Origin of the sequence: Enterobacter cloacae complex sp. 2024EL-00214 (assembly GCF_043945575.1) — a bacterium.
Lineage (GTDB): Bacteria > Pseudomonadota > Gammaproteobacteria > Enterobacterales > Enterobacteriaceae > Enterobacter > Enterobacter cloacae_P.
Window position 1 is genome coordinate 222,995 of record NZ_JBIMRC010000001.1, and the last position, 25,536, is coordinate 248,530.

Sequence of the window (25,536 nt, forward strand, 5' to 3'; positions counted from 1 at the left end):
ATCCTTTTTTGTCATTTACGCCATTTCGCCTGAAGCCTACAGTCACTCCAGACATCACAGATACTAAGGAGTTGATCATGGTTAAGGTCGGTATTAACGGTTTCGGCAGGATCGGGCGTAATTTTCTGCGTGCCGCGTTGGGTAACCCCGACATTCAGATTGCGGCGATTAACGATCTGACGGACAGCAAAACCCTCGCCCATCTGCTCAAGTACGATTCCCTGCTCGGTACATTACCGGTTTCCGTTGAAGCGGCAGACGGTGCGTTGCAGGTCGACGGCCAGCGGATCGTCGTGTTCAGCGAACGCGATCCGGCCAACATTCCGTGGCGCGATGTTGGGGTAGACGTGGTGATTGAAGCCACGGGTTTCTTCACCGAACGTGATAAAGCAGCGGTGCATATTCATCGCGGTGGCGCGAAACGGGTCATTATCTCCGCCCCCGGTAAAAACGACGACCTGACGGTGGTGATGGGTGTGAACCATGAGCTGTACGACCCGGCCCTGCACCAGGTGGTGAGTAACGGGAGTTGTACCACCAACGGGCTGGCTCCGGCGGCACAGGTACTGCATCAGCAGTTTGGTATTGAACACGGGCTGATGAACACCACGCATGCTTACACCAACAGCCAGGCGCTGCACGATCAGCCGGAGAAAGATCTGCGCGGTGCCCGCGCGGCCGCGCTGTCGATTGTGCCTTACTCCAGCGGGGCAGCAAAAGCGCTGGGGAAAGTGATCCCGGCTCTGGATGGCCGTCTGACCGGATACTCGCTGCGCGTGCCGGTTCCGGTAGTGTCCATCGTCGATCTGACGGTGACACTGAGCCGGAATGTGACCGTCGAAGAGGTCAACGATGCGTTCCGTAAAGCAGCAGCAAGCGGGCCGCTGAAAGACATTCTGGGCTACAGCGATGAACCACTGGTCTCCAGCGATTATCAGGGTGACCCGCGTTCTTCCATTATCGACGGGCTTTCCACACTGGTGATCGGCGGCAATATGGTCAAAATCCTGGCGTGGTATGACAACGAATGGGGGTTCTCAAACCGTCTGGTGGATCTCGCCGTGCTGATGGATAAAAAAGGCGTGTAAGGCACGTTATGCCCGGTGACGCTACGGTTACCGGGCTTACACATGCAGTGTTATTCCGCTTTAACCCTGACGCCCATCAGCACAATCACCATGGCGGTAACCAGCAGTAAACCGCTTCCGGCAAACACGCCGCTGGCACCGTTGAGGTCAAACACGGCTCCGCCGCCTGCCGCACCCGCACTTATCGCCAGCTGGATAGAGGCCACCAGCAATCCCCCCGCGCTTTCGGCTTCATCAGGAACGGTCGTTGCAAGCCAGGTTGACCAGCCCACCGGCACCAGACCAAAGGCAAAACCCCACAGCGCAACGAGCAACCCGTCCAGCATCGCCAGATGACCAAATGCCACCATGATGAGCGCCAGTACACCCATAGCGAAAGGTACCAGCGCCAGCGTCAGGCGCAGGTTGCGCGCCAGAAGATGCCCGGCAATGGATGTCCCGACAAAGTTGGCAATACCAAAGCCCAGCAGGATCAGCGAAATGCTCTCTACGCTCGCCTGGCCGACCGTTTCCAGAAACGGGCGCAGATAGGTAAAGAAGGCAAAATGGCCGCTGAAGATCAGGATGGTCGCCAGCATCCCGCCGATCATCCCCGGACGTCTCAGCACGCGGAATAGCGTTCCCAGGCTGCCGCTGCTCTCCGGTTTCATGGATGGCAGTACCCAGAGCTGCCACAGCAGCGCCAGCATGCTCGGCAGAATGCAGAGGATAAAGACGTTACGCCAGCCGATCAGGCTGCCAAGATAGCTCCCCAGCGGGGCAGCCACTACTGTCGCAATCGACACGCTGGAGAAGATCACCGCCAGCGCTTTCGGCACTTTATCGGCAGGTACCAGCCGCATCGCCGTGGCGGTCGACATCGCCCAGAATCCCCCAATGGCGATACCCAACAGCAAACGCCCCATCAGCAGAACATGCAGCGTTGGCGCAAAGGCCACCAGCAGGCTGGAGATGATTTGCAGCACCGAGAAAAACATCAATACCCAGCGGCGATCGATGCTTTTGGTGGCAGAAGTAATCAGCAAACCGGTGACCAGCGCCACCAGTGCGGTTGCGGTCACCGCCTGCCCGGCCATCCCTTCGGTGACGCCCAGGCTGGCCGCCATTGGCGTCAGCAAACTGGCGGGCAAGAACTCTGCCGTTATCAGACCAAATACCCCCAGCCCCAGTGAATAGACGGCTCGCCAGGCGGGTTTTGCGGGCGCTATAGCCTCTCTCGCCGCGATACATGAATTCATCTGTTGTTCTCCCGTTATAAAAATGTGACAACTGTCGCAAAAGCATAGAGTGTTCCCCGTGGACGATCTATGACATATAATCTCCACTTATTGATTATTCGTCCGGAGTTGCGCTCATGACCGTTCAGTCACCCGATTTGATCAGCGAACTTTTACGCGGCATGCGTCTGTCGGGCGTGAAATACCGCCGGATTGAAGCCAGCGCGCCGTTTGGCGTGGCGTTTCATCAGGCGGCCGGTAAGGCACAATTTCATTTTGTCAGCCGCGGCAATGCCCTGCTGCGGATGGAAAGCGGCGCAACCTTCGCCCTGAACGGCGGTGACGCGCTCTTTATCCCCAACGGTAACGCCCATGCCCTGCTCTCAGACGAACAGGCAACAATCACCCCGGTCAGCGCATTTCCCAGCGAGCCTATCTGCAGCTCGGTCTGTGCGATTACCTGTGAGCCGTGCCCGGAGAGCGAGCACACCATCATCTTCAGCGGATGTATGGATTTCGAACTGGGCGGCATGCAACCGCTGATCAAAGCGATGCCGGAAGTGATGATGGTAAGCCGGTTGATGTCCACCTGGCCGGAGATCCATCCCCTGCTGGCGGCGATGGAACGAGAGTCAATGACGCGTCAGGTGGGGTTCGCGGGGATCCTGGCCCGGCTGGCCGATGTGGTGGCCGCGTTGATCGTCCGTGGCTGGGTAGAGGCAGGGTGTGGTAAAGCCACCGGCTGGGTACAGGTTCTGCGCGATCCGCGCCTGAGCCGGGCGATTTACGCCATGCACCAGCAGCCGGGGCTGAACTGGAGCGTGGCAGACCTGGCAAAAGAAGCGGGTACCTCCCGTTCCGTATTCGCCGAGCGTTTTCTTTCCGCTACGGGGACAACCCCGGCAAAATATCTCAGCGAGCTGAGAATGCGTCTGGCTATTCAGTACATTCGGCACGAAAATCAGCCCATCGAAACGGTGGCATTGCGTCTGGGGTACGGATCGCTGGCGGCCTTTAGCCGGGCGTTTAAGCGGATCATCGGACATGCCCCAGGCTCGCTCAGGGAATCGATCCCGGCGTCAGAAGAGGTTTAAACGGTAAATCGTCCGGATGTGCGCAAAATGGGACATGAAACACGCGCAGCCACACATATTCGTCTAAGGTTTTCAGGTGATTGACAACAGCGGTCACGCTGCTCAGCGAATACAGGAGACGAACCAATGATACGACCTCGTACATTACGCCCATCCCTTTTGCGCCTTGCATTGGGAGGTGCGCTGCTCGGTGTTACCACATTGGGTTATGCAGACTCTCTGCCAGCGCCCCAGAAAAGCCCGCCCGATATTTTGCTCGGCCCTCTCTTTAATGATGTGCAGAGCGCCAGACTCTTTCCCGATCAAAAGACCTTTGCCGATGCGATCCCGAAAAGCGATCCAATGATGATTCTGGCGGATTACCGGATGCAACACACCCAGTCCGGCTTTGACTTACGTCACTTTGTCGAAATGAACTTTACCCTGCCAGCAGAGGGGGAAAAATACGTTCCCCCGGCAGGACAAAGTTTACGTGCGCACATTGACGATCTCTGGCCCGTTCTGACCCGAACCACTGAGAAAGCCTCCAGATGGGATTCACTCCTGCCGCTGCCGAAACCGTATGTCGTGCCCGGCGGCCGTTTTCGTGAGGTTTACTACTGGGACAGTTATTTCACCATGCTGGGTCTGGCCGAAAGTGGCCACTGGGATAAAATCAGCGATATGGTGGACAATTTCGCCTGGGAAATTGATACCTGGGGGCATATCCCCAACGGTAACCGTAGCTACTACCTGAGCCGCTCTCAGCCGCCGTTTTTCTCCCTGATGGTGGAGTTGCTGGCCACGCACGACAGCGATGCGCTGAAAAAATACCGTCCGCAGATGGAGAAAGAGTACGCCTGGTGGATGGCGGGGGCTGATGCGCTACAGCCGGGGCAGGCCAACAAACGGGTGGTAAAACTGACTGACGGCGAAGTCCTCAACCGTTACTGGGATGACCGCGATACGCCACGCCCGGAGTCCTGGCTGGATGATGTGACGACCGCTAAAAGCAATCCTGACCGCCCGGCAACGGAAATCTACCGCGATCTGCGTTCTGCCGCCGCTTCAGGCTGGGACTTTAGCTCCCGCTGGATGGACGATCCGCACAAGCTTGGTACAATTCACACCACCAGCATTGTCCCGGTAGATCTGAACTCCCTGATGTTTAAGATGGAAAAACTGCTGGCGCGGGCAAGCAAGGAGAGTGGCGATACCGCTGGTGCAGGCAAATATGAGGCGCTGGCCTCCGCGCGCCAGAAAGCAATTGAAAACCACCTGTGGAATGAAAAAGAGGGCTGGTACGCCGATTACGATCTCAGGCGTAAACAGGTGCGCAATCAGCTCACTGCCGCGGCCCTGTTCCCGCTTTACGTGAAGGCAGCAGCGCAGGATCGTGCTGATAAAGTGGCATCGGCTGCCGCTTCACACCTGCTTAAACCGGGTGGGATTTCAACGACCACCGTCACCAGTGGCCAGCAATGGGATGCGCCAAATGGCTGGGCACCGCTGCAATGGGTTGCAACGGAAGGGTTACAGAACTACGGACAAAACAAGGTTGCGATGGACGTCACGTGGCGCTTCCTGAAAAATGTTCAGCACACCTATGACCGCGAGCAAAAACTGGTGGAGAAGTATGATGTGTCTACCACTGGTACGGGGGGTGGTGGTGGCGAGTACCCGCTGCAGGATGGTTTTGGCTGGAGTAACGGCGTGACGCTGAAGATGCTGGATCTGGTGTGTCCAAAAGAGAAGCCGTGTGACACGGTGTCTGAAAATCAGCCCGCAGCGAGTCACGGGGCGGTACCGGAGAAAAGTGTGGCACAGTAGCCCTGGCGAAAAACAGCAGAGAGGGTAATGCGCACAAAAAAACGGCCCTCAGGAGAGAGCCGTTTTCAGTAATCTTATGCCCGTCTGAGCAGTCTGAACACACCCAGTACAACAATGGCTCCTGCCACGGCGACCAGAAAACTGTGCAGATCAAAACCACTTATATTGCCTCCGATGCCAAACATCGTCGCCAGCCAGCCACCAACAACCGCACCAACGACCCCGAGGACACAGGTCAAAATAAAGCCGCCGCCATCACGCCCTGGCATGATAAGTTTAGCGATAGCGCCAGCAATTAGACCAAAGATAATCCAGGCGATGATACCCATAGCAATGCCCTCTTGCAGGTTTAACCCATGCACAGAAAACCTTCCGCGCAGGTAACTTAATTATAGGTCACCACCGGAAAACCGGTTTCATCTCACCGACTTAAATTACCGCCATTATGAAAAAAAACTCACCGGTTTGTATTAAGTTCCATTTCAGACTGCCGATAACGCAAAGACAGTCTGTCATATATCTGAGGAGCCATCTGGCGTGAGAAATTACAGTGAGCAGTTCCTGAAGCAAAATCCGCTGGCTGTATTAGGGGTATTACGCGATCTGCAAAAAGGCGAGGTGCCGCTGCGCATCACCTGGTCGACCAATCAGTTTATCAGCAAGATCCTTGATGTCTCGTCGGAGCGTATGGTCATCGACCTGGGGAGCCAGGAGTATGAAAACCGCGCGGTGATGCGGGCAGAAAACATTTCCGTGATGGCTGAAACCCAGGGTGCAAAGGTAGAGTTTGTGATGCCGCGACTGGAACTGAACGAATACCAGGGTCTGCCTGCATTCGTCACGCCGCTTCCCACTAACCTCTGGTTTGTTCAGCGCCGTGAATATTTCCGTATCAGCGCCCCGCTTCACCCCGCTTATTTTTGTAAGGCCAAAATGCCGGATAAAAAAGAGCTCCGCTTCCGTCTCTTTGACCTGTCGCTGGGCGGCATGGGTGCGCTGATGGACACGCCAAAGCCCGAGGGGCTGGTGGAAGGTATGCGATTCACGCAAATCGAACTGGATATGGGCGGCTGGGGACGGTTCTATTTCGATGCACAGCTGATTGCCATCAGCGAGCGTAAAGTGGTGGACAGCAAAAACGAAACCATTACCACCCCACGCCTGAGCTTCCGCTTCCTGAACGTGGGGCCTGGCGCTGAGCGCGAACTGCAGCGCATTATTTTCTCTCTGGAGCGAGAGGCGCGGGAACGTGCCAACAAAGTGCTGTGATGCATATCGGGCAGCGTGGCCGCCCGATCACGGCATTACATGGCATCCATCGCTTTCTGCACTTTCCAGATATAGCGAGGAGCCTGTGGTGCCGGATGATTCTTCACGACATGCTCAAAGAACTCGTCTTTGTCCATGCCGTTAATCTCTTCAATCGCCTCTTTGCGGTCAGATGAGAAGGTTCTGAGCAGTGCCCCGGCACCGTTAACGTATGAAACCACCAGCGCGTACTGCATGACTTCAGGATCTTCTATTCCCTTCAGCACGCCATGCTCCAGAATGCTCAGGTACGCCGTGCCCATTGAAATGTTGCGTTCCGGGTTTTTCAGCTCGCTGGTCGACGGCTGACCGCTCCAGCCCATGTAGCGGTAGACCTCTTTCCCCGCCGTTGACGCTTTAAGCTGCATCAACCCCACCGCGTTCGATTTGCTGACAAGCGTTGGGTTGCCGCCGGATTCCACGGCAATAATCGCCGTAACCAGACGTGGGCTGACGCCCCATGCCTTCCCGGCTTGTTCACTGATCGGCATCCACTGCATGGCCCGTTTCACAGGGACTTCAGGGTTCCAGGGGGGATTTTGATAGTCATGTTTTGAACTACAGCCAGCAAGCAACACAATCAAAAAAGCAAACCATCTCAATTTCACGTCATCTATCCTTATAGCCGGTCATCGCGGTATACAGCCCCTTGAAGCAGGGAGCGTATAAGCGGCATGATATAGACAATTAGTTTCTCATTCAGCAAGGAATTGCCATGTCTCAGTTTCATCTCATCGCACCGTCGGGCTACTGCATCAACCAGGAGGCGGCACAACGGGGAGTTCAGCGCTTACTGGAATCCGGCCATCGGGTAGAAAATCAGACGGTTATCCCCCGCCGCCAGCAACGCTTTGCCGGAACCGAAGCGCAGAGACTGAACGATATCAACGGTCTGGTGAACCTGAAGGGTGAGGATCAAATTGTCCTTGCGGTGCGCGGCGGCTATGGTGCAAGCCGGTTGCTGGAGAGCATCGACTGGCAAGGGCTGGCAAAACGTCAACTGCAGGAGCCTCTGCTGATTTGCGGGCACAGTGATTTCACGGCGATCCAGCTTGGCCTGCTTGCGCTGCATAATGTCATCACCTTTAGCGGCCCCATGCTGGCCGGTAATTTCGGTGCGCCGGAGCTGGACGCGTTTACGCAAGAACATTTCTGGCGCGCGCTGCAAAACCCGGTCTACCACGTAGAGTGGCAAGGCAACGGGCCACACTGGGCGTGCGAGGGGCAGCTGTGGGGCGGTAACCTGGCAATGCTGGTGTCGCTGATTGGCACGCCGTGGTTGCCACAAATTGCGGACGGTATCCTGGTGCTGGAGGATATCAATGAACATCCGTTCCGCGTCGAACGTATGTTGTTGCAGCTTTATCATGCCGGTATTCTTGCCCGTCAGTCCGCCATCGTGCTGGGCAGCTTTAGCGGTTCTGCACCGAACGACTACGACGCAGGTTATTCCCTTGAAACGATGGTCGAGTTCATCCGCTCACGTCTTGATATCCCGGTGATTACCGGGCTGGATTTCGGCCATGAACAACAAACCGTCACCCTGGCGTTGGGCGCGCAGGCCATCCTGACACACGATGATTCGGGCAGTCGGTTAACGATTAGCGGTCATCCTGTTATTAAAGGTTAAAAAATTCCTTAAACCGCCTCAATTAAACGCTGTTTGGGTCGTTAATATGTTAGGGTTTTAATAACAGCGTTAACATTGAGGTGGGAGTAAGACAACATTGGATGCCGCAGCGGTAATCAGCCTGTTTATTCTGGGTTCTGTGCTTGTAACCTGTAGTATTTTATTGAGTTCATTGTCATCACGTCTCGGCATACCTATTTTAGTTATTTTCCTTGCCATCGGCATGCTGGCCGGTATCGATGGTATCGGCGGTATCCCATTCGATAACTACCCCTTCGCCTACATGGTGAGTAACCTCGCGCTGGCGGTGATCCTGCTGGACGGCGGGATGCGCACCCAGGCGAGTTCATTTCGCGTGGCCTTAGGGCCGGCGCTGTCGCTCGCCACCGTCGGCGTGCTGATTACCTCCGGTCTGACCGGCATGATGGCCGCGTGGCTGTTCCATCTCAATATCATGGAAGGATTGCTGATTGGCGCAATTGTCGGCTCCACTGATGCAGCAGCCGTTTTCTCCCTGCTTGGTGGTAAAGGGCTGAACGAACGTGTTGGCTCAACGCTGGAAATTGAATCAGGCAGTAACGATCCGATGGCGGTGTTTCTCACCATCACGCTGATTGAGATGATCCAGCAGCATGAAAGCGGTCTGAGCTGGATGTTCGCCTTGCATATTTTGCAGCAGTTTGGCCTGGGTATTGTCATCGGCCTTGCTGGCGGTTATTTGCTGCAGCAGATGATCAACCGGATTTCGCTGCCTGCGGGACTCTATCCGTTACTGGCCCTGAGCGGCGGGATCCTGACTTTCGCCCTGACCACCGCAATAGGCGGTAGCGGTATTCTGGCCATTTATCTGTGCGGCTTTTTGCTGGGTAACCGCCCGATTCGTAACCGCCACGCCATTTTGCAGAACTTTGACGGTCTGGCCTGGCTGGCACAGATCGGTATGTTCCTGGTGCTTGGCCTGCTGGTCACGCCATCGGATCTGTTACCCATTGCCGTTCCGGCCCTGATGTTGTCGGCGTGGATGATTTTCTTCGCCCGTCCGCTCTCGGTGTTTGCCGGTCTGCTACCGTTTCGCGGCTTCAACCTGCGCGAGCGCATCTTTATCAGCTGGGTGGGGTTACGCGGTGCAGTGCCGATTATCCTTGCCGTCTTCCCGATGATGGCGGGTCTGGATAACGCACGCCTGTTCTTTAACGTGGCCTTTTTCGTGGTGCTGGTGTCGCTGCTGTTCCAGGGAACGTCACTCGGGTGGGCGGCGAAAAAAGCCAAAGTGGTGGTGCCACCCATCGGCTGGCCGGTCTCCCGTGTGGGGCTGGATATTCACCCGGAGAACCCGTGGGAGCAGTTTGTCTATCAGCTCAGTGCTGATAAATGGTGCGTGGGGGCGTCGCTGCGCGATTTGCATATGCCGACCGAAACACGAATTGCGGCGCTGTTCCGCGATAATATCCTGCTGCATCCAACCGGCAGTACCCGCCTGCGCGAAGGTGATATTCTCTGCGTCATTGGCCGCGAACACGATTTGCCCGCCCTGGGCAAACTGTTCAGCCAGTCTCCGCCTGTTGCGCTGGATCAGCGTTTCTTCGGTGATTTTATTCTGGAAGCCAGCGCAAAATTTGCCGACGTGGCGCTGATTTACGGTCTGGATGAAGGTCTGGAATACCGCGATAAACAGCAAACACTGGGCGAAATTATCCAACAACTGCTTGGCGCTGCACCGGTCGTCGGTGACCACGTGGAGTTTGCCGGGATGATCTGGACGGTGGCAGAGAAAGAGGATAATGCGGTACGCAAGGTCGGCGTGCGGCCGATGGAAGAAGACGCGGAGTAAGACTGGTTGCCGGGTGAGCGTTAGCGCCACCCGGCAACCAGGAAGGTTATACCGTCACAACAGGCACTCTCGGTGCCAGAGCACACATCAGCTCATAGCCGACCGTCCCCGCCGCGGCGGCCACATCGTCAATTTTCACTTCATTGCCCCACAGCTCTACCGGCGAACCAATGCCTGCCTGCGGGCACGGAGTCAGGTCAACGGCCAACATATCCATCGACACTGTCCCCACCGTCCCCGTGCGAACACCATTTACCCACACTGGCGTGCCGGTCGGTGCGATGCGCGGATAACCGTCTGCATAGCCGCCTGCCACAATACCAATACGCTGTTCACCCGTTGCCCGGTAACGGCTGCCGTACCCTACCGTATCTCCCGCCTTCAGCGTCTGTACGCCGATAATTTCGCTCCGCAGAGTCATTACCGGCTTCAGGCCGCTGTTGGCGATATCCTGCCACTGACCAGACGGGGACGCACCGTACAAAATGATCCCAGGGCGCACCCAGTTATAGTGTGCTTCAGGATGCCAGAGCGTCGCCGCCGAATTCGACAGCGAGCGCGGACAATCCAGCCCTTCTGCCGCCTGGTCGATACGCACCAGCGCATCGGCAATACCGTCCGGTCTTTCGGCATCGGCAAAATGCGCCATCAGCGTCATTTCCCCCACGTTTTTCAGGACGCGCAACTGCTGCCAGACCGTATGTACCCGCTCAGGCTGGAAGCCCAGACGGTTCATGCCGCTGTTCATTTTGAGATAAATATCCAGCGGGGCATGCAGCTTCGCATTCTGCAGAGCTTTAATCTGCCAGTTGCTGTGCACGCTGGTGGTCAGGCGATACTTATCCAGCAGCGGCAGATCGTCGGCGTGGAAGAACCCTTCCAGCAGCAAGACTGGCCCCTTCCAGCCGCGCTCGCGCAACAGAATAGCCTCTTCCAGATTCAGTAAGGCAAAGCCGTCGGTGGCACTGAGCGCGCTCCATATACGGTCAATGCCGTGACCGTAGGCATTCGCTTTCACCACCGACCACACGCGTGAACCTGGTGCGGCGCGGCGAACAATTTGCAGGTTATCCTTCAGAGCCTGCAAATTCAGCTGAGCCAGAACAGGACGGGACATGACGACTCCTTATGTTAATTATGCGCGCCGTGCAGGTGCTGTGGACGCGATGGGGTGAACCCTGATTGATAGCGCGCGGCACTTAAATCATCAAACGGAATGGCCGGCGTGCGCCCGGAGATCAGGTCGCTCAACAATTGTCCCGAACCACAGGCCATCGTCCAGCCGAGGGTACCGTGCCCGGTATTCGTCCACAGATTTTTAAACGGCGTGCGGCCCACAATTGGCGTACCGTCAGGTGTCATTGGACGCAGACCAGTCCAGAACGTTGCCTGCTCAACAAACCCACCGCGCGGGAAGAGATCGCCCACCACCATCTCCAGCGTTTCACGACGCGGTTGCAGCAGCTCGGTGTTAAAGCCGACGATCTCCGCCATACCGCCCACACGGATGCGGTTATCGAAACGGGTAATGGCGATTTTGTAGGTTTCATCCAGAATGGTCGATACAGGGGCACCGCTTTCCTCTTTCACCGGGATCGTCAGCGAGTAGCCTTTCAGCGGATATACCGGAATATCGAGAATGCCTTTCAGCATGGCGGTGGAGTATGAGCCAAACGCCATGACGTACGCGTCGGCTTTGATCACCTCTTCACCGCACTTCACGCCGTAGAGGTTTTCCCCTTCCGACAGCAACTTGTCGACAGAGGTGTTAAACCGGAATTTCACCCCCGCCTGTTCGCACATGTGCGCCAGACGCTGAGTAAAGAGCTGGCAGTCGCCGGTTTCATCGTTAGGTAAACGCAGCCCCCCGGTCAGCTTATGCGCCACTTCCGCCAGTGCAGGCTCTACCTGCCCCAGTTGGCTGGCTTCCAGCAGTTGATACGGTACGCCAGCATCTTCAAGCACGGCAATATCGCGGGTGGCGTTTTCATACTGTTGTGCCGTACGGAACAACTGCAGCGTTCCCCCCTGACGGCCTTCATACTCAATACCGGTCGAGGCGCGCAAGGCTTTCAGGCAGTCACGACTGTATTCCGCCAGACGCACCATGCGCCCTTTGTTTTCCATGTAATGCCGGGTATCGCAGTTGCGCAGCATCTGCCACATCCACTTAAGCTGGAACTGCGTGCCGTCCAGGCTGATCGCCAGCGGTGCATGACGCTGGAACATCCACTTGATCGCCTTCAACGGGACGCCGGGAGCCGCCCACGGTGCCGCATAGCCCGGTGAGATTTGCCCGGCATTCGCCGCGCTGGTTTCCAGCGCCGGGCCGGGTTCCCTGTCGATAACGGTAACCTCATGTCCCGCCTGACTTAAATACCAGGCGCTGGTTACGCCAACGACACCACTTCCCAGTATGACAACACGCATAGCTACCCCATATTTGCAAAAGAACAATCATCTAATTACAGATTGATAACCTAGTTGAAAATATTATTCAACATATGACTTTTTTATGGTGACTTACCTCACATCTTCCCCTGCATACGGGGATAGCGCTTATTTGGCATCTCCTGCTGCGCGTTATTTTTAACCAGCATAAAATACTGTTGATACCGGTTTTTTTGCCGTATCAAAAACGGGAAATCGCAAAGAAAAAATTTCTGCGCCAGCACGCTTTTTAACACGTTGTTCTATGCTTGAAAGGAGGCTCTCCAGACAGAGAGAGCACCAACAACGAGGGCGCGCTAATGGCTACTATTGATTCCATATCCAAGGACAACACACGTCTGAGCGATGGACCCGACTGGACCTTCGAGCTGCTGGATGTCTACCTCGCCGAGATCGACCGGGTAGCAAAGTTGTATCGCCTGGATACCTATCCCCATCAAATTGAAGTCATTACGTCCGAACAGATGATGGATGCCTACTCCAGCGTCGGGATGCCGATTAACTATCCACACTGGTCGTTTGGTAAAAAATTCATTGAAACCGAGCGCTTGTATAAACACGGCCAGCAGGGACTGGCGTATGAGATTGTCATCAACTCCAATCCGTGTATTGCTTATCTGATGGAAGAGAACACCATTACCATGCAGGCGCTGGTGATGGCGCATGCCTGCTACGGGCACAACTCGTTCTTCAAAAATAACTATCTGTTCCGTAGCTGGACGGATGCCAGCTCAATCGTTGATTACCTGATCTTCGCCCGCAAATACATTACCGACTGCGAAGAACGCTACGGCGTGGATGAAGTGGAGAAACTGCTCGACTCCTGTCACGCGCTGATGAACTACGGCGTCGACCGTTACAAACGGCCACAGAAAATCTCCCTGCAGGAGGAGAAAGCCCGGCAGAAAAGCCGCGAAGAGTATCTGCAAAGCCAGGTGAATATGCTGTGGCGTACCCTGCCGAAGCGTGAAGAGGAAAAAGCGGTCGCCGAGGCGCGGCGCTATCCGTCTGAGCCACAGGAAAACCTGCTTTACTTTATGGAGAAAAACGCCCCATTGCTGGAGTCATGGCAGCGTGAGATCCTGCGCATCGTGCGCAAGGTGAGCCAGTACTTCTACCCGCAGAAACAGACGCAGGTGATGAACGAAGGCTGGGCGACGTTCTGGCACTACACCATCCTTAATCACCTCTATGACGAAGGGAAAGTCACCGAGCGGTTCATGATGGAATTCCTGCACAGCCATACCAATGTGGTGTTCCAGCCCCCTTACAACAGCCCGTGGTACAGCGGTATTAACCCGTATGCGCTTGGCTTTGCCATGTTCCAGGATATTAAACGCATCTGCCAGTCGCCAACGGACGAAGACAAATACTGGTTCCCGGATATTGCCGGTTCGGACTGGCTGGAAACGCTGCATTTTGCGATGCGCGACTTTAAGGATGAGAGCTTCATCAGCCAGTTTATGTCGCCGAAAATCATGCGTGATTTCCGCTTCTTCACCGTGCTGGATGATGACCGCAATAACTACCTGGAGATTTCGGCAATTCATAACGAAGAGGGATACCGTGAGATCCGCTCTCGCCTCTCTTCCCAGTACAACCTGAGCAACCTTGAGCCAAACATTCAGGTATGGAATGTGGATCTGCGCGGTGACCGCTCTCTGACGTTACGCTACATTCCGCACAACCGCGCGCCGCTGGATAAAGGGCGCAAAGAGGTGCTGAAGCATGTGCATCGCCTGTGGGGGTTTGACGTACTGCTGGAGCAGCAGAATGAGGATGGCAGCGTAGAGCTGCTGGAACGCTGCCCGGCGCGGTTGAATACGCTTTAACGCTGTTTGCCCGGTGGCACTCTGCTTACCGGGCGAAAAAAAACCTCTCAGACGAGAGGTTTTTTCTTTTAGCGACCCTGAATCGCTAAATCACCCGGCAGCGTTTTCTGCATACGATGCCAGATTTCACCGGAGTCGTGACCGTAGCGACGCACCGTTTCGTAAACCTGGTCGTGCAGACCAGAGGAACACAGTTCGCCCAGCTTGTGATAGAACCCCAGCGCCAGGCTACGGGCTTCCGGGTTGGCGAAATAGTGACGCCCAATGCGGGTGTACAACCCTTTCATTCCATTCAGGATGAGACCGTAAATCGGGTTGCCGGAGGCAAACGCTAACCCACGGAATACATTGTAATCAAGGGTGGCAAAGGCATCGGCATGATCTTCTATTGCATTCGCGCTGGCCAGAACCGCAAGCGCATCTTCCGGGTGCTGACGAAATGCAGTACGAATAAAGATTGTCGCGATATTGGTACGCACAGAGAGCAGGTTATCGATCAGCTGTGGCACACTTTCGTGGTCAAGACGTGCCAGCGTTTCAAGAATATTCAGCCCGGAGGTTTCCCAGAAGTTATTCACTTTTGTTGGCTTACCGTGCTGGATCGTCAACCAGCCATCACGCGCCAGTCGCTGGAGCACTTCTCGCAGCGTGGTGCGAGTGACGCCAATCAGTTCAGAGAGTTCGCGTTCAGCCGGAAGAATGGATCCTGCAGGGAAACGATTATTCCAGATGCTTTCAATGATGTACTCTTCCGCGAAACCCGCCGGGCTCTGCGCCTTAATAACCATAGTGAGATTTCCATTACACAGCTTTAGCAAATTGCACTCATCATACCAGAGGCATGCAGAGGCAGATAGCGCAGGAAAGCGAGAAAAGAGGGATCACCGTTTAATTTTGATGAAATTTACAGACCGCTTTGTCGCCCTCCCGGAGACGATTTTTGCGTATACTTGTGCTTTGTCTTATTTGACGGGGAAGATAGTCTGTCGTGGAAATGTCATTCGGGCGCGCGCTGTGGCGCAACTTTTTAGGCCAGTCTCCCGACTGGTACAAACTGATACTGCTGGTATTCCTGGTTGTTAATCCTGTTATTTTCGTTGTGAACCCGTTTATTGCCGGATGGCTACTGGTCGCTGAATTTATCTTCACGCTGGCGATGGCGCTGACATGTTATCCGTTGCTCTCCGGTGGACTGCTGGCGTTCGAGGCCGTCGTGATTGGCATGACCAGCGCAGAACATGTGAAAGAGGAGCTGGCGTCAAATCTTGAAGTCCTGCTGTTGCTGATGTTTATGGTCGCCGGGATCTACTTTATGAAGCAGCTCCTGCTGTTTATTTTTACCCGGTTGTTATTAAGCATCTCCTCCAAAACGTTATTATCGCTGGCCTTCTGCCTGGCAGCCGCGTTCCTTTCAGCCTTCCTGGATGCACTGACGGTGGTTGCCGTCGTGATCAGCGTCGCCGTGGGGTTTTACGGGATTTATCACCGGGTGGCTTCCTCGCGCCCCGGGGATGACCTGCTGGACGACAGTCAGGTTGATACCTGGCACCGGGAAGTGCTGGAGCAGTTCCGCGCATTCCTGCGCAGTCTGATGATGCATGCCGGCGTGGGTACCGCACTGGGTGGCGTGATGACAATGGTGGGTGAGCCGCAAAACCTGATCATTGCCAAAGCCGCAGGCTGGCATTTCGGTGAATTTTTCCTGCGGATGGCCCCGGTTAGCGTACCGGTGCTGATTTGTGGTTTGCTCACCTGTGTGCTGCTGGAGAAATTCCGGGTCTTTGGCTATGGTGCAACCCTCACGGAACCGGTACGCCAGGAACTCCAGAAATTCGATCTGCAAAGCCGCAGCCAGCGCACGCGTCAGGAGACGCTGCGTTTAGTCGCGCAGGGTATTATCGGCATCTGGCTGATTGCCGCACTGGCTTTCCATCTTGCTGAAGTTGGCTTAATCGGCCTGTCGGTCATTATCCTGGCCACCACCTTTACCGGCGTGACGGACGAGCATGCCATTGGCAAAGCCTTCACGGAAGCCCTGCCGTTTACCGCGCTGCTGGCGGTGTTTTTTGCGGTTGTGGCGGTAATTATCGACCAACAGCTGTTCTCTCCACTGATCGCTTTCGTACTGAAAGCCGCGCCCGATGCCCAGCTATCGCTCTTTTACCTGTTCAACGGCCTGCTCTCATCAATTTCCGACAACGTGTTCGTCGGGACGGTGTATATCAATGAGGCCAAAGCGGCGATGGCGAACGGGGGTATCAGCGCCGGGCAATTTGAATTGCTCGCAGTGGCAATCAACACCGGGACGAACCTGCCCTCGGTGGCGACGCCAAACGGACAAGCTGCATTCCTGTTCCTGCTGACCTCAGCCCTTGCGCCACTCATTCGCCTCTCTTATGGCCGTATGGTGTGGATGGCGCTACCCTATACGCTGGTGCTGACTGTCACAGGATTGCTGTGCATCAAAATTACCCTCATTCCTTATACGCAATGGTTGATACAAGCGGGTATACTTGCGGCGCAGTAAAATATGAATCCCGGGCAGCACGCTGCCCGTTTGCCTTTTCGCATGATAAACATCCAATTACGTTTTAATTCGTCAGGTACAGGTGGCGTGAAAAACGAATTCGTTTACACTGCGCTTTCTAAGCATGTTCCAGGGAAATGATTATGTTGAGATTTTTGAACCAGTGCTCCCGCGGTCGCGGAGCGTGGTTGTTAATGGCCCTGACCGCCTTTGCGCTGGAAATGGTCGCGCTGTGGTTCCAGCATGTGATGGGGCTAAAACCTTGCGTGCTGTGTATCTACGAGCGTTGCGCACTGTTCGGCATTATGGGTGCCGGTCTGGTGGGTGCGATTGCCCCAAAATCGCCGTTGCGCTATGCCGGGATTGCAATCTGGCTTTACAGCGCCTGGAAAGGCATCGAACTTTCCTGGCAGCACACCATGATGCAGCTGCATCCGTCACCGTTTATGACCTGTGATTTCGCCGCCCGCTTCCCGAGCTGGCTGCCACTGGATAAATGGCTGCCGCAGGTGTTTGTGGCGTCCGGTGACTGCTCCGTTCGTCAGTGGGAATTCCTGACACTGGAGATGCCACAGTGGCTGGTGGGTATTTTTGTTGCTTACTTCGTTGTGGCACTGCTGGTGCTGATTGCTCAGCCGTTCAAACCGAAGAAACGCGATCTTTTCGGCAGGTAAACGTAAAACGGTCACTTCGGTTGCCGTTTTTAGTGTTTTCGCCCTCTCCCGCAGGAGAAGGTTGGGTTGAAGGCATCGGAACAGACATACCCCATAAAAAAACCCGCTTCGGCGGGTTTTTTATAATCAGCGGTTGGGGTGATTCATGATGTGATCTTCCCAGTCCCGCACGTCAGACTCTTTCACTGCAATATGGCGTACGGAGATCCGCTCCCCGTGCATCGCCACCTTCGAGCCTGTCAGCAGCGGATGCCATGCCGGGAGATCCTTTCCTTCCGCCAGCAGGCGATAGGCGCAGGTATGCGGCAGCCACTCGAAGGTAGGCAGGTTCTCACGGGTTAACTTGATGCAGTCCGGCTCATATTCGAAACGGCGCTCATAGTTGCGGCACTGACAGGTTTTGATATTCAGCTGTTTGCAGGCAACGTTGGTAAAATAGATTTCGTCAGTGTCTTCATCCATCAGCTTATGCAGGCAACACTGCCCGCAGCCGTCACACAACGATTCCCACTCCACATCGGTCATGTCGTCGAGAGTTTTGCTTTGCCAGAAAGGAATGTCGTTCATCAGGATGTCCACACGTCAAAAGAAAGCGCACCTTATAGCGAGTCTGGCACGTTGATGCAAGTTTTGCCGCCCTCTTAAGACGGCAAGATGCTTTTACAGCACGCGGGTTTTCAGCGACAGACCGTTAAAACTCACGTCCAGCTCGTCGCCGCTGGTCAGCGGGCCAACGCCTTCTGGCGTACCGGTCAGGATCACATCGCCCGGCTTCAGGGTGAAGAAACGGCTCATGTAGGCAATCAGCGGTACAATTTTGTGGATCATGTCTGCCGTCGTGCCCTGCTGACGGATCTCACCGTTGACCTTAAGGCTGAGCGTGGTGTCCTGCGGATCGCCCGTAAACTCACTCACGGGAACAAAACCAGAGATTGGGCAGGCGTTATCAAACCCTTTGGCTTTTTCCCACGGTTGTCCGGCTTTCTTCATTTTACCCTGTACATCTCGCAGGGTCAGATCCAGCGCCACGCCATAACCGGCAATCGCTTTTTGCACATGCGCTTCCGGAGCCTGGCGCAGGGTCGCGCCAATCAGCACGGCCAGCTCCACTTCATGATGAACGGCTCCCAGCCCCTGCGGCAGCGCCAGCGGCTGGCGGATATCGCAAAGTGCCGTTTCCGGTTTGATGAACAGCACCGGCTCTTCTGGCGTCGCGCTGCCCATCTCCTGAATGTGTTTGGCATAATTGCTGCCAACGCAGACCACTTTGCTGACGGGATAATCCAGTAATGCACCTTGCCAGTTATGATGTTGATACATGGTCGACCCCTAAACGGTTGATATGTTGTGCCCGGAAGCGTTCGGGACTATTTTTTTCCGTTCACCTCAAGATGCTGTTTTAATAAATTCTCGGGTGGTGGTGGAAGCTGTAAATAATAGCCTTGCCCGGCTAATGCCGTTTTCACTTTTTCCAGATCGGCATTCACCAGTTTCTTACGCCCGTCGAGCGGCAGCAACATCGCCAGCTGAGGACGGCCAAAGCTCTTCATTAATTCTTCAGGCACGCGGGAAAAGTCGTCTTTCTTTTCGACATAAAGATAAGTCTGGTCACGGCTTGTACTTCTGTAGATCACACAAAACATGTTTTTACTCTGAATTAATGGGTGGTTGCTTGCCTCAATATACTCCTGACTATAACATGCCTGATACTCTTCGGAATATCGCAGCGAGTTGTTGCGGTTAATAGCAAATTGAGTAAGGCCAGGATGTCAAACACGCCCATCGAGCTTAAAGGCAGTAGCTTCACCTTATCAGTGGTACATTTGCATGATGCAAAACCCGAGGTTATTCGTCAGGCGTTAGAAGACAAAATCGCTCAGGCTCCCGCCTTTCTGAAGCACGCGCCTGTCGTTATCAATGTCAGTGGTCTGGATACCCCGGTTAACTGGACACGTCTCCAGCAGGCCGTCTCCTCAACCGGATTGCGCATTGTGGGCATCAGTGGCTGTAAAGATGCGGAACTGAAAGCAGAGATTGACCGTGCGGGACTGCCGCTGTTGACCGAGGGCAAAGAAAAAGCCCCTCGCCCGGCTCCTGCTGCAGCGCAAACGCCCCCTCCTCCGGTGCAAAGCGTTACACCCGTCACAAAAACACGAATGATTGATGTGCCGGTTCGTTCCGGTCAGCGTATTTATGCACCAAACTGTGATCTGATTGTTACAAGCCACGTCAGCGCTGGCGCAGAACTGATTGCGGATGGCAACATTCACGTCTACGGTATGATGCGTGGGCGTGCGCTCGCAGGTGCAAGTGGTGACCGGGATGCACAAATATTTTGTACTCACCTGACGGCGGAACTGGTGTCCATCGCAGGTGAATATTGGCTGAGCGACAAGATCCCAGCCGAATTTTATGGCAAAGCGGCTCGTCTGCGACTGGCAGATGACGCGTTGACCGTTCAACCGTTGAATTGATCCCTTTTTAACAAGGAATTTCTATGGCACGCATTATTGTTGTTACTTCGGGTAAAGGAGGCGTTGGCAAGACCACCTCCAGCGCGGCCATCGCTACTGGTTTGGCCCAGAAGGGAAAGAAAACCGTCGTTATTGATTTCGATATCGGCCTGCGTAACCTCGACCTGATCATGGGTTGTGAACGTCGCGTTGTGTATGATTTCGTTAACGTCATTCAGGGCGATGCAACGCTTAACCAGGCGCTGATTAAAGACAAGCGCACCGAGAATCTCTACATCCTCCCGGCCTCTCAGACGCGTGACAAAGACGCGCTGACCCGTGAAGGCGTGGAAACCGTACTCGGTGAACTGAAAAAAATGGAGTTCGACTTTGTGGTCTGCGACTCCCCTGCCGGTATCGAAACCGGTGCGCTGATGGCGCTCTACTTCGCTGATGAAGCGATCATCACCACTAACCCTGAAGTCTCATCCGTTCGTGACTCTGACCGAATTCTGGGTATTCTCGCCTCTAAATCCCGACGTGCGGAAAATGGCGAAGACCCGATTAAAGAGCACCTGCTGTTGACCCGCTATAACCCGGGCCGCGTGAACAAAGGTGACATGCTGAGCATGGAAGACGTGCTGGAGATCCTGCGCATCAAACTGGTCGGCGTGATCCCGGAAGACCAATCCGTGTTACGTGCCTCTAACCAGGGTGAGCCTGTTATCCTGGATACGCTGGCAGATGCGGGTAAAGCTTACGCGGATACCGTTGACCGCCTGCTGGGAGAAGAACGTCCTTTCCGCTTCATTGAAGAAGAGAAGAAAGGTTTCCTCAAACGCCTGTTCGGAGGATAAATTATGGCATTACTGGACTTTTTTCTCTCGCGGAAAAAGAACACCGCCAACATCGCAAAAGAACGTCTGCAAATCATCGTTGCGGAGCGTCGTCGTAGTGACGCCGAGCCACACTACCTGCCACAGCTGCGTAAGGACATCCTGGAAGTGATCTGTAAGTATGTGCAGATTGACCCGGAGATGGTCACCGTGCAACTGGAGCAAAAAGACGGGGATATTTCGATTCTGGAGCTGAACGTGACGCTACCAGAAGCGGAAGAGTCGCGTTAGTCGCATGTGTTGATTGTGTAGGCCGGGCACGCAACGCGTCGCCCGGTAATTCCCCCGGCGGCGCGTTGCGCTTACCGGGGCTACAGGTTTATCAGCGTGGGTACCCTTCCAGCAGCGTATTGAGGCGATCGGCCATCAATTCGCCACGCCAGCCTGCCATCAGTTCCGGCAATCCATTCTGTAGCTTCAGCTTCCAGTGCCAGTTCAGTAGCTGGTTAATCTGACGACGTGATGCCAGTAATTCAGCCCCCAGCTTGCTTTCCGTTGCAACCTCCTGCACCAGCGCTTTGATCTCTTTAAACGCCTTGCGATAGCCCGGCATATCCATCAGATTCAGCAGTGGTTCCGGCAGTTCCTCATCCGGCGTTTGCTGCGCTTTTGCCACCAGCGCAAGCAGGGTTTTACCGTGGAAACGAATTTCGCTGCCCGAAAGTCCGATGCTGTCGAGCTCACCCATGCTGCCCGGCATATAGCGCGCAACGGCCCAGAGGTGTTCTTCGCGGACCACGAAGTTGACGGCCAGATCGCGTTCACGCGCTTTACGCAGACGCCAGTCAGCCAGTAATTGCAGGCAGGCCAGCTGACGCGTACGTAACTGCCACGCGTTGCTGATATCACGCCAGGCCTCTTTCGGATCAACCACATCCTGACGACGCAACTGCGTCATACGGCACTCATCCAGGGCCGCAGGTAACCAACCTGAAGCTTCCGCCTCTTTCATCAACTGCCCGGCAATTGGCAGCAGGTAAAACACGTCTGCCGCGGCGTAATCAAGCTGACGCTCCGTCAGCGGGCGTGCCAGCCAGTCGGTACGGGATTCACTCTTATCCAGCGTCAGGCCGGTATACTCCTCAACCATTGCGGCAAATCCCCATGAAAGCGGGCGATTGCTGAACGCAGCAAGGATCTGCGTATCAATTAACGGTTGCGGCATGATGCCAAAGGTATTCAGGAACACTTCCAGATCTTCACTGCCTGCATGCAGGTATTTCGTCACGGCAGGATCGAGCAGCAATTCACGCATTGGCGTCCAGTCGGTGATACCAAGAGGGTCGATCAGCGAGACGCGTTTGCCGTCGAACATCTGAATCAGACCCAACTGCGGATAATACGTCCGGGTACGAACAAACTCGGTATCCAGGGCAATGGCAGGAAAGTCGCGCGTAACCTCGCACAGCGAAGCCAGCTCGTCATTGGTAGTGATCATCTGGTAATTCAAAACGGTTTCTCTTTTGTTTGCGCCCATAAAAAACGCCGGCTTAACCGGCGTCTGGGCGATTAGCGTGAAGCTCAGGCCTTATTGTCTACTTTGCCACGGGCTTCGTCACGTAATTCTCGTCGTAATATCTTCCCGACATTCGATTTCGGCAGCTCATCGCGGAACTCAACCAGCTTCGGCACCTTGTAACCGGTCAATTGACGGCGGCAGAACGTTATCAGTTCTTCCTCATTCAGCGAAGGATCTTTCTTGACCACAAAAATCTTCACCGCCTCACCGCTGCTGCCAGAAGGGACGCCAACGGCCGCCACTTCCCGTACACCGTTGTGCTGCATGACCACGTCTTCGATTTCATTCGGATAGACGTTGAAACCAGAGACAAGGATCATGTCTTTTTTACGGTCGACAATACGCAGGAAGCCTTCATCGTCCATCACAGCGATATCACCCGTATGCAGCCAGCCGTTTTTGATTATCTCATCAGTGGCATCCGGACGCTGCCAGTAACCCAGCATCACCTGCGGGCCTCTGACACACAGCTCACCGGGTTCACCCGGAGCTACTTCGTTATCGTCGTCATCCACCAGTTTGGCTTCCGTCGACGGTACCGGCAGGCCAATGCTTCCGCTGTGGTAGTCGATATCATGCGGGTTCACACTGACCAACGGCGCACACTCTGTCAGCCCATAGCCTTCCAGCAAATACTGGCCGGTGAGCTTCACCCAGCGCTCCGCCACCGCCTGCTGAACAGGCATCCCACCGCCCGCAGAGAGGTGCAGCGTGGAAAAATCAAGCTGCTGGAACTCTTTGTTGTTAAGCAGTGCGTTAAACAGGGTATTCACCCCCGTCATGGCCGTGAACGGATATTTCGCCAGCTCTTTGACCAGCCCCGGGATATCACGCGGGTTGGTGATAAGCAGGTTCTGACCACCCAGCTCGATAAACAGCAAGCAGTTCATGGTCAGGGCGAAAATGTGATACAGCGGAAGCGCCGTGACCACCAGCTCTTTACCACGGTGCAGCAACGGCCCATAGGTTGCGTTGACCTGCTCCAGGTTTGCCAGCATGTTGCGGTGGGTCAACATCGCGCCTTTGGCAACACCGGTGGTGCCCCCGGTGTATTGCAGGAAGGCGAGATCTTCCGGCACCACCTCCGGCTTCACGTATTGCATACGATAACCCGCATGCAGTGCGCGACGGAATGAGATGGCATCCGGCAGATGGTATTTCGGTACCAGTCGTTTGATGTATTTTACGACGAAGTTAACCAGCGTCCCTTTAGCGGTAGAGAGCTGATCGCCCATTCGCGTCAGAATGACGTGTTTGACCTGGGTTTTGTCGACGACTTTTTCCAGCGTATGGGCGAAGTTAGAAACAATGACGATCGCGGCCGCACCGCTGTCATTCAGCTGATGCTCCAGCTCACGCGGGGTATACAGAGGGTTAACGTTCACAACGATCATCCCGGCTCGCAGGATGCCAAACAACGCCACCGGGTATTGCAGCAAGTTCGGCATCATTAATGCGACGCGGTCCCCCTTCTGTAGCCCCAGCCCTTCCTGCAGGTAAGCAGCAAAGGCGCGGCTGCGCTCTTCCAGCTTGCGAAACGTCATTACCTCGCCCATGTTTACGAACGCAGGCTGATCGGCGTAACGCGTGACTGAATTTTCAAATAATTCAACCAGGGATTGATAACGGTCAGGATTGATCTCCGCCGGAACGTCTGCGGGATAACGGTTAAGCCAAACCTTCTTCAATGCATCACCTCTGAAATGAGTGTTCGTCGTCATCACAACCCCGATAATAAACAGTTTGTTAACATTATATTAACTCAGCGTACCAGTTTATTAATTGTTCAGATTTAAGGTTGCGAAGCGCGTCACTCTTTTTTTTCGTTTTGTCCGTAAAAAAACAGAGACAGCGGCCGAGCCGCTGTCTCTTTCCTAACAATAACAGTAAGTTACTCGGTTACAATCGTTTGAACCTGTGCGGGACCCGGGTTGTACCAGCCCCAGCCAGGGTAACCATAGCGGTATGGGTGCGGCCCCCACATCCACGGATCCATAGGCTGTGGCGGCATCACAATCTGTTGTTCAATCCGCCAGCGCTTGTAGCCGTTTACCTGCATGGTCATGAATTTGTACGGCGTATTGCCGATTTTGCCTTGTACCGTTCCGGTAATAGGTCCAACGACAGTGACCAGCTGACCGCGAAAATCGACCGGATCGAGGAACCCGCTGACATCCGCATAAATGCGCCCGCGAGACGCCTCACCCAGTACTGGCCGCGCGCCGCTATCCAGCGGTACGGTGGCGATCTCCAGACGGGTTTTCCCCTGCTGGTTTAACACCTCAACCACCTTGCCGCCGAAGCGGGCTTCCTGACCAACATACAGTTCAGGCGCATTCATTACGCGCACCAGATCCTGTTGTGGTGTAGGACTACTTCCCTTTATCGCGTCAGGAACGGTGACACATCCGCTCAGTGTAATGGCCACCACGCCAGCCATAATAAGGCGTACTACTGTAGTCTGAACCGCCATGATGCGACTCCTTATTTCTCAGTTCCTGTTACTGAGATTCACTCGCGGCCCGGAAGTTTCTTCCACGCGACGGTGTTTCGCAAATAAACCGGTTCAGCATGTTCAACTGCAACGGTTTTTCCTGCTGCAAGCAGCTGACAGGCAATAGGAAGCATATCTTCGGCGGCTGGCAGCAACATGTTGCCTTCCACCAGCGTTAACCCGGTGTCATTCGCCATGTCAGGCCATGCCGGCCAGCCCGTGCCAACCATCGCCCACTCGCCGGACAGCTGTTTCAGCCGTTCGGTCACCGCTTCAGGCTTAAGTACCGCTTCGGTCTCTTCACCGTGCCACACGCCCTGCTCATCGCGGGTGTATTCAGCCCAGTAGACCTCGCCCATGCGGGCATCAATTGCCGCCAGCACACGTGTTGCGCCGGTCATGCGCCATGCGCCCTGCGCCATTGTTGCCAGCGTGGAGACGCCAATCATGGGCAACTCAGCGCCCAGCGCCAGCCCCTGTGCAATCCCAATCCCGATGCGTACGCCCGTAAAGCTGCCGGGGCCCCGGCCATAGGCCAGTGCATCAAGGTCGGTTAAGGAGGTGTCGCCCGTAGTCAAAATCGCTTTGACCAGGGGCAGAATACGTTGGGTATGTTCCCGTGGGCACTCTTCGAAATGAGCAGAGATAACACCGTCGTTCCACAGGGCAACAGAACAGGCCTCTGTAGCGGTATCAATAGCCAGAATTCGCAT

The 25,536-nt window shown here is 55.0% G+C and carries 25 protein-coding genes; 12 read left to right on the forward strand and 13 right to left on the reverse strand.

Features of this window, described 5'->3' with window-relative positions; all coding sequences use genetic code 11:
- Window positions 1–77: 77 nt before the first annotated feature.
- On the forward strand, window positions 78–1,088 hold the full coding sequence (gene gap, locus ACHHZ6_RS01025) for a type I glyceraldehyde-3-phosphate dehydrogenase (RefSeq protein ID WP_196390091.1): 1,011 nt from the start codon (window positions 78–80) through the stop codon (window positions 1,086–1,088).
- Between the two features lie 50 nt (window positions 1,089–1,138).
- Here the strand turns inward: gap and ACHHZ6_RS01030 are convergent, their stop codons facing one another.
- Window positions 1,139–2,326, reverse strand: coding sequence for an MFS transporter (locus ACHHZ6_RS01030; RefSeq protein WP_395121588.1), 1,188 nt, complete (start codon window positions 2,324–2,326; stop codon window positions 1,139–1,141).
- 116 nt (window positions 2,327–2,442) lie between these two features.
- On the opposite strand from ACHHZ6_RS01030, the gene ACHHZ6_RS01035 reads away from it, so the two are divergent.
- A complete protein-coding gene (locus ACHHZ6_RS01035; protein ID WP_182919901.1) occupies window positions 2,443–3,399 on the forward strand; it encodes an AraC family transcriptional regulator in 957 nt (318 codons plus the stop codon).
- 126 nt (window positions 3,400–3,525) lie between these two features.
- A complete protein-coding gene (locus ACHHZ6_RS01040; protein ID WP_395121590.1) occupies window positions 3,526–5,208 on the forward strand; it encodes an alpha,alpha-trehalase in 1,683 nt (560 codons plus the stop codon).
- A 74-nt stretch (window positions 5,209–5,282) separates the two neighbouring features.
- On the opposite strand, the gene ACHHZ6_RS01045 is transcribed toward ACHHZ6_RS01040, so the two are convergent.
- Window positions 5,283–5,537, reverse strand: coding sequence for a GlsB/YeaQ/YmgE family stress response membrane protein (locus ACHHZ6_RS01045; RefSeq protein ID WP_182271751.1), 255 nt, complete (start codon window positions 5,535–5,537; stop codon window positions 5,283–5,285).
- A gap of 208 nt (window positions 5,538–5,745) precedes the next feature.
- Here ACHHZ6_RS01045 and ACHHZ6_RS01050 point away from each other — a divergent pair, with 208 nt between their 5' ends.
- Window positions 5,746–6,477: a flagellar brake protein gene (locus ACHHZ6_RS01050; RefSeq protein WP_182271752.1), complete on the forward strand. Its 732-nt coding sequence runs from the start codon at window positions 5,746–5,748 to the stop codon at window positions 6,475–6,477.
- A 35-nt stretch (window positions 6,478–6,512) separates the two neighbouring features.
- Here the strand turns inward: ACHHZ6_RS01050 and emtA are convergent, their stop codons facing one another.
- Window positions 6,513–7,124: a membrane-bound lytic murein transglycosylase EmtA gene (gene emtA, locus ACHHZ6_RS01055; RefSeq protein ID WP_182271753.1), complete on the reverse strand. Its 612-nt coding sequence runs from the start codon at window positions 7,122–7,124 to the stop codon at window positions 6,513–6,515.
- Window positions 7,125–7,231: 107 nt separating this feature from the next.
- Here emtA and ldcA point away from each other — a divergent pair, with 107 nt between their 5' ends.
- Window positions 7,232–8,146 (forward strand): muramoyltetrapeptide carboxypeptidase, encoded by a 915-nt coding sequence (ldcA, locus tag ACHHZ6_RS01060; protein WP_395121593.1) that lies wholly within the window; start codon window positions 7,232–7,234, stop codon window positions 8,144–8,146.
- Between the two features lie 97 nt (window positions 8,147–8,243).
- Complete coding sequence (locus ACHHZ6_RS01065; RefSeq protein WP_395121595.1) at window positions 8,244–9,977, forward strand: potassium/proton antiporter; 1,734 nt, start codon at window positions 8,244–8,246, stop codon at window positions 9,975–9,977.
- A gap of 46 nt (window positions 9,978–10,023) precedes the next feature.
- Here the strand turns inward: ACHHZ6_RS01065 and dadX are convergent, their stop codons facing one another.
- Window positions 10,024–11,094 carry a catabolic alanine racemase DadX gene (gene dadX, locus ACHHZ6_RS01070; RefSeq protein ID WP_395121597.1) on the reverse strand — a complete coding sequence of 357 codons (1,071 nt, stop codon included), beginning with the start codon at window positions 11,092–11,094 and terminating at the stop codon, window positions 10,024–10,026.
- A gap of 14 nt (window positions 11,095–11,108) precedes the next feature.
- Entirely contained in the window at window positions 11,109–12,407 is a 1,299-nt protein-coding gene (locus tag ACHHZ6_RS01075; RefSeq protein WP_182271757.1) for a D-amino acid dehydrogenase, read from the reverse strand.
- Between the two features lie 320 nt (window positions 12,408–12,727).
- Here ACHHZ6_RS01075 and ACHHZ6_RS01080 point away from each other — a divergent pair, with 320 nt between their 5' ends.
- The gene (locus ACHHZ6_RS01080; RefSeq protein WP_182271758.1) at window positions 12,728–14,260 is read left to right on the forward strand and encodes a SpoVR family protein; all 1,533 of its coding nucleotides are present in this window, start codon (window positions 12,728–12,730) and stop codon (window positions 14,258–14,260) included.
- 68 nt (window positions 14,261–14,328) lie between these two features.
- Here ACHHZ6_RS01080 and fadR read toward each other — a convergent pair whose 3' ends face one another.
- A complete protein-coding gene (gene fadR, locus ACHHZ6_RS01085) occupies window positions 14,329–15,048 on the reverse strand; it encodes a fatty acid metabolism transcriptional regulator FadR (RefSeq protein ID WP_182271759.1) in 720 nt (239 codons plus the stop codon).
- A gap of 200 nt (window positions 15,049–15,248) precedes the next feature.
- On the opposite strand from fadR, the gene nhaB reads away from it, so the two are divergent.
- Both nhaB and dsbB read left to right on the forward strand, forming a co-directional pair.
- Window positions 15,249–16,787, forward strand: coding sequence for a Na(+)/H(+) antiporter NhaB (gene nhaB, locus ACHHZ6_RS01090; protein ID WP_395121600.1), 1,539 nt, complete (start codon window positions 15,249–15,251; stop codon window positions 16,785–16,787).
- Window positions 16,788–16,930: 143 nt separating this feature from the next.
- Window positions 16,931–17,461: a disulfide bond formation protein DsbB gene (gene dsbB, locus ACHHZ6_RS01095; protein WP_032641201.1), complete on the forward strand. Its 531-nt coding sequence runs from the start codon at window positions 16,931–16,933 to the stop codon at window positions 17,459–17,461.
- Between the two features lie 126 nt (window positions 17,462–17,587).
- Here dsbB and ACHHZ6_RS01100 read toward each other — a convergent pair whose 3' ends face one another.
- The 3 genes from ACHHZ6_RS01100 to ACHHZ6_RS01110 all read right to left on the reverse strand — a co-directional run bounded on the left by ACHHZ6_RS01100 (window position 17,588) and on the right by ACHHZ6_RS01110 (window position 19,104).
- Window positions 17,588–18,028 carry a YcgN family cysteine cluster protein gene (locus ACHHZ6_RS01100; protein ID WP_182271761.1) on the reverse strand — a complete coding sequence of 147 codons (441 nt, stop codon included), beginning with the start codon at window positions 18,026–18,028 and terminating at the stop codon, window positions 17,588–17,590.
- 93 nt (window positions 18,029–18,121) lie between these two features.
- Window positions 18,122–18,781: a fumarylacetoacetate hydrolase family protein gene (locus ACHHZ6_RS01105; RefSeq protein WP_182271762.1), complete on the reverse strand. Its 660-nt coding sequence runs from the start codon at window positions 18,779–18,781 to the stop codon at window positions 18,122–18,124.
- A gap of 47 nt (window positions 18,782–18,828) precedes the next feature.
- Window positions 18,829–19,104 (reverse strand): YcgL domain-containing protein, encoded by a 276-nt coding sequence (locus ACHHZ6_RS01110; protein ID WP_182271763.1) that lies wholly within the window; start codon window positions 19,102–19,104, stop codon window positions 18,829–18,831.
- 123 nt (window positions 19,105–19,227) lie between these two features.
- Here ACHHZ6_RS01110 and minC point away from each other — a divergent pair, with 123 nt between their 5' ends.
- Genes minC through minE form a run of 3 tightly spaced genes read left to right on the forward strand, consistent with a single transcriptional unit; the run spans window position 19,228 to window position 21,041 of the window.
- Window positions 19,228–19,935: a septum site-determining protein MinC gene (gene minC, locus ACHHZ6_RS01115; protein ID WP_182919895.1), complete on the forward strand. Its 708-nt coding sequence runs from the start codon at window positions 19,228–19,230 to the stop codon at window positions 19,933–19,935.
- 23 nt (window positions 19,936–19,958) lie between these two features.
- Window positions 19,959–20,771, forward strand: coding sequence for a septum site-determining protein MinD (gene minD / locus ACHHZ6_RS01120; RefSeq protein WP_182271765.1), 813 nt, complete (start codon window positions 19,959–19,961; stop codon window positions 20,769–20,771).
- A 3-nt stretch (window positions 20,772–20,774) separates the two neighbouring features.
- Window positions 20,775–21,041, forward strand: coding sequence for a cell division topological specificity factor MinE (minE, locus tag ACHHZ6_RS01125; RefSeq protein WP_024909868.1), 267 nt, complete (start codon window positions 20,775–20,777; stop codon window positions 21,039–21,041).
- A 91-nt stretch (window positions 21,042–21,132) separates the two neighbouring features.
- Here the strand turns inward: minE and rnd are convergent, their stop codons facing one another.
- The 4 genes from rnd to tsaB form a co-directional block, all read right to left on the reverse strand.
- Window positions 21,133–22,248 carry a ribonuclease D gene (rnd, locus tag ACHHZ6_RS01130; RefSeq protein ID WP_182274529.1) on the reverse strand — a complete coding sequence of 372 codons (1,116 nt, stop codon included), beginning with the start codon at window positions 22,246–22,248 and terminating at the stop codon, window positions 21,133–21,135.
- A gap of 83 nt (window positions 22,249–22,331) precedes the next feature.
- Window positions 22,332–24,017: a long-chain-fatty-acid--CoA ligase FadD gene (fadD, locus tag ACHHZ6_RS01135; RefSeq protein WP_182271766.1), complete on the reverse strand. Its 1,686-nt coding sequence runs from the start codon at window positions 24,015–24,017 to the stop codon at window positions 22,332–22,334.
- Window positions 24,018–24,220: 203 nt separating this feature from the next.
- Window positions 24,221–24,802 (reverse strand): Slp family lipoprotein, encoded by a 582-nt coding sequence (locus ACHHZ6_RS01140; RefSeq protein WP_182271767.1) that lies wholly within the window; start codon window positions 24,800–24,802, stop codon window positions 24,221–24,223.
- A 38-nt stretch (window positions 24,803–24,840) separates the two neighbouring features.
- A complete protein-coding gene (gene tsaB, locus ACHHZ6_RS01145; protein ID WP_182919894.1) occupies window positions 24,841–25,536 on the reverse strand; it encodes a tRNA (adenosine(37)-N6)-threonylcarbamoyltransferase complex dimerization subunit type 1 TsaB in 696 nt (231 codons plus the stop codon).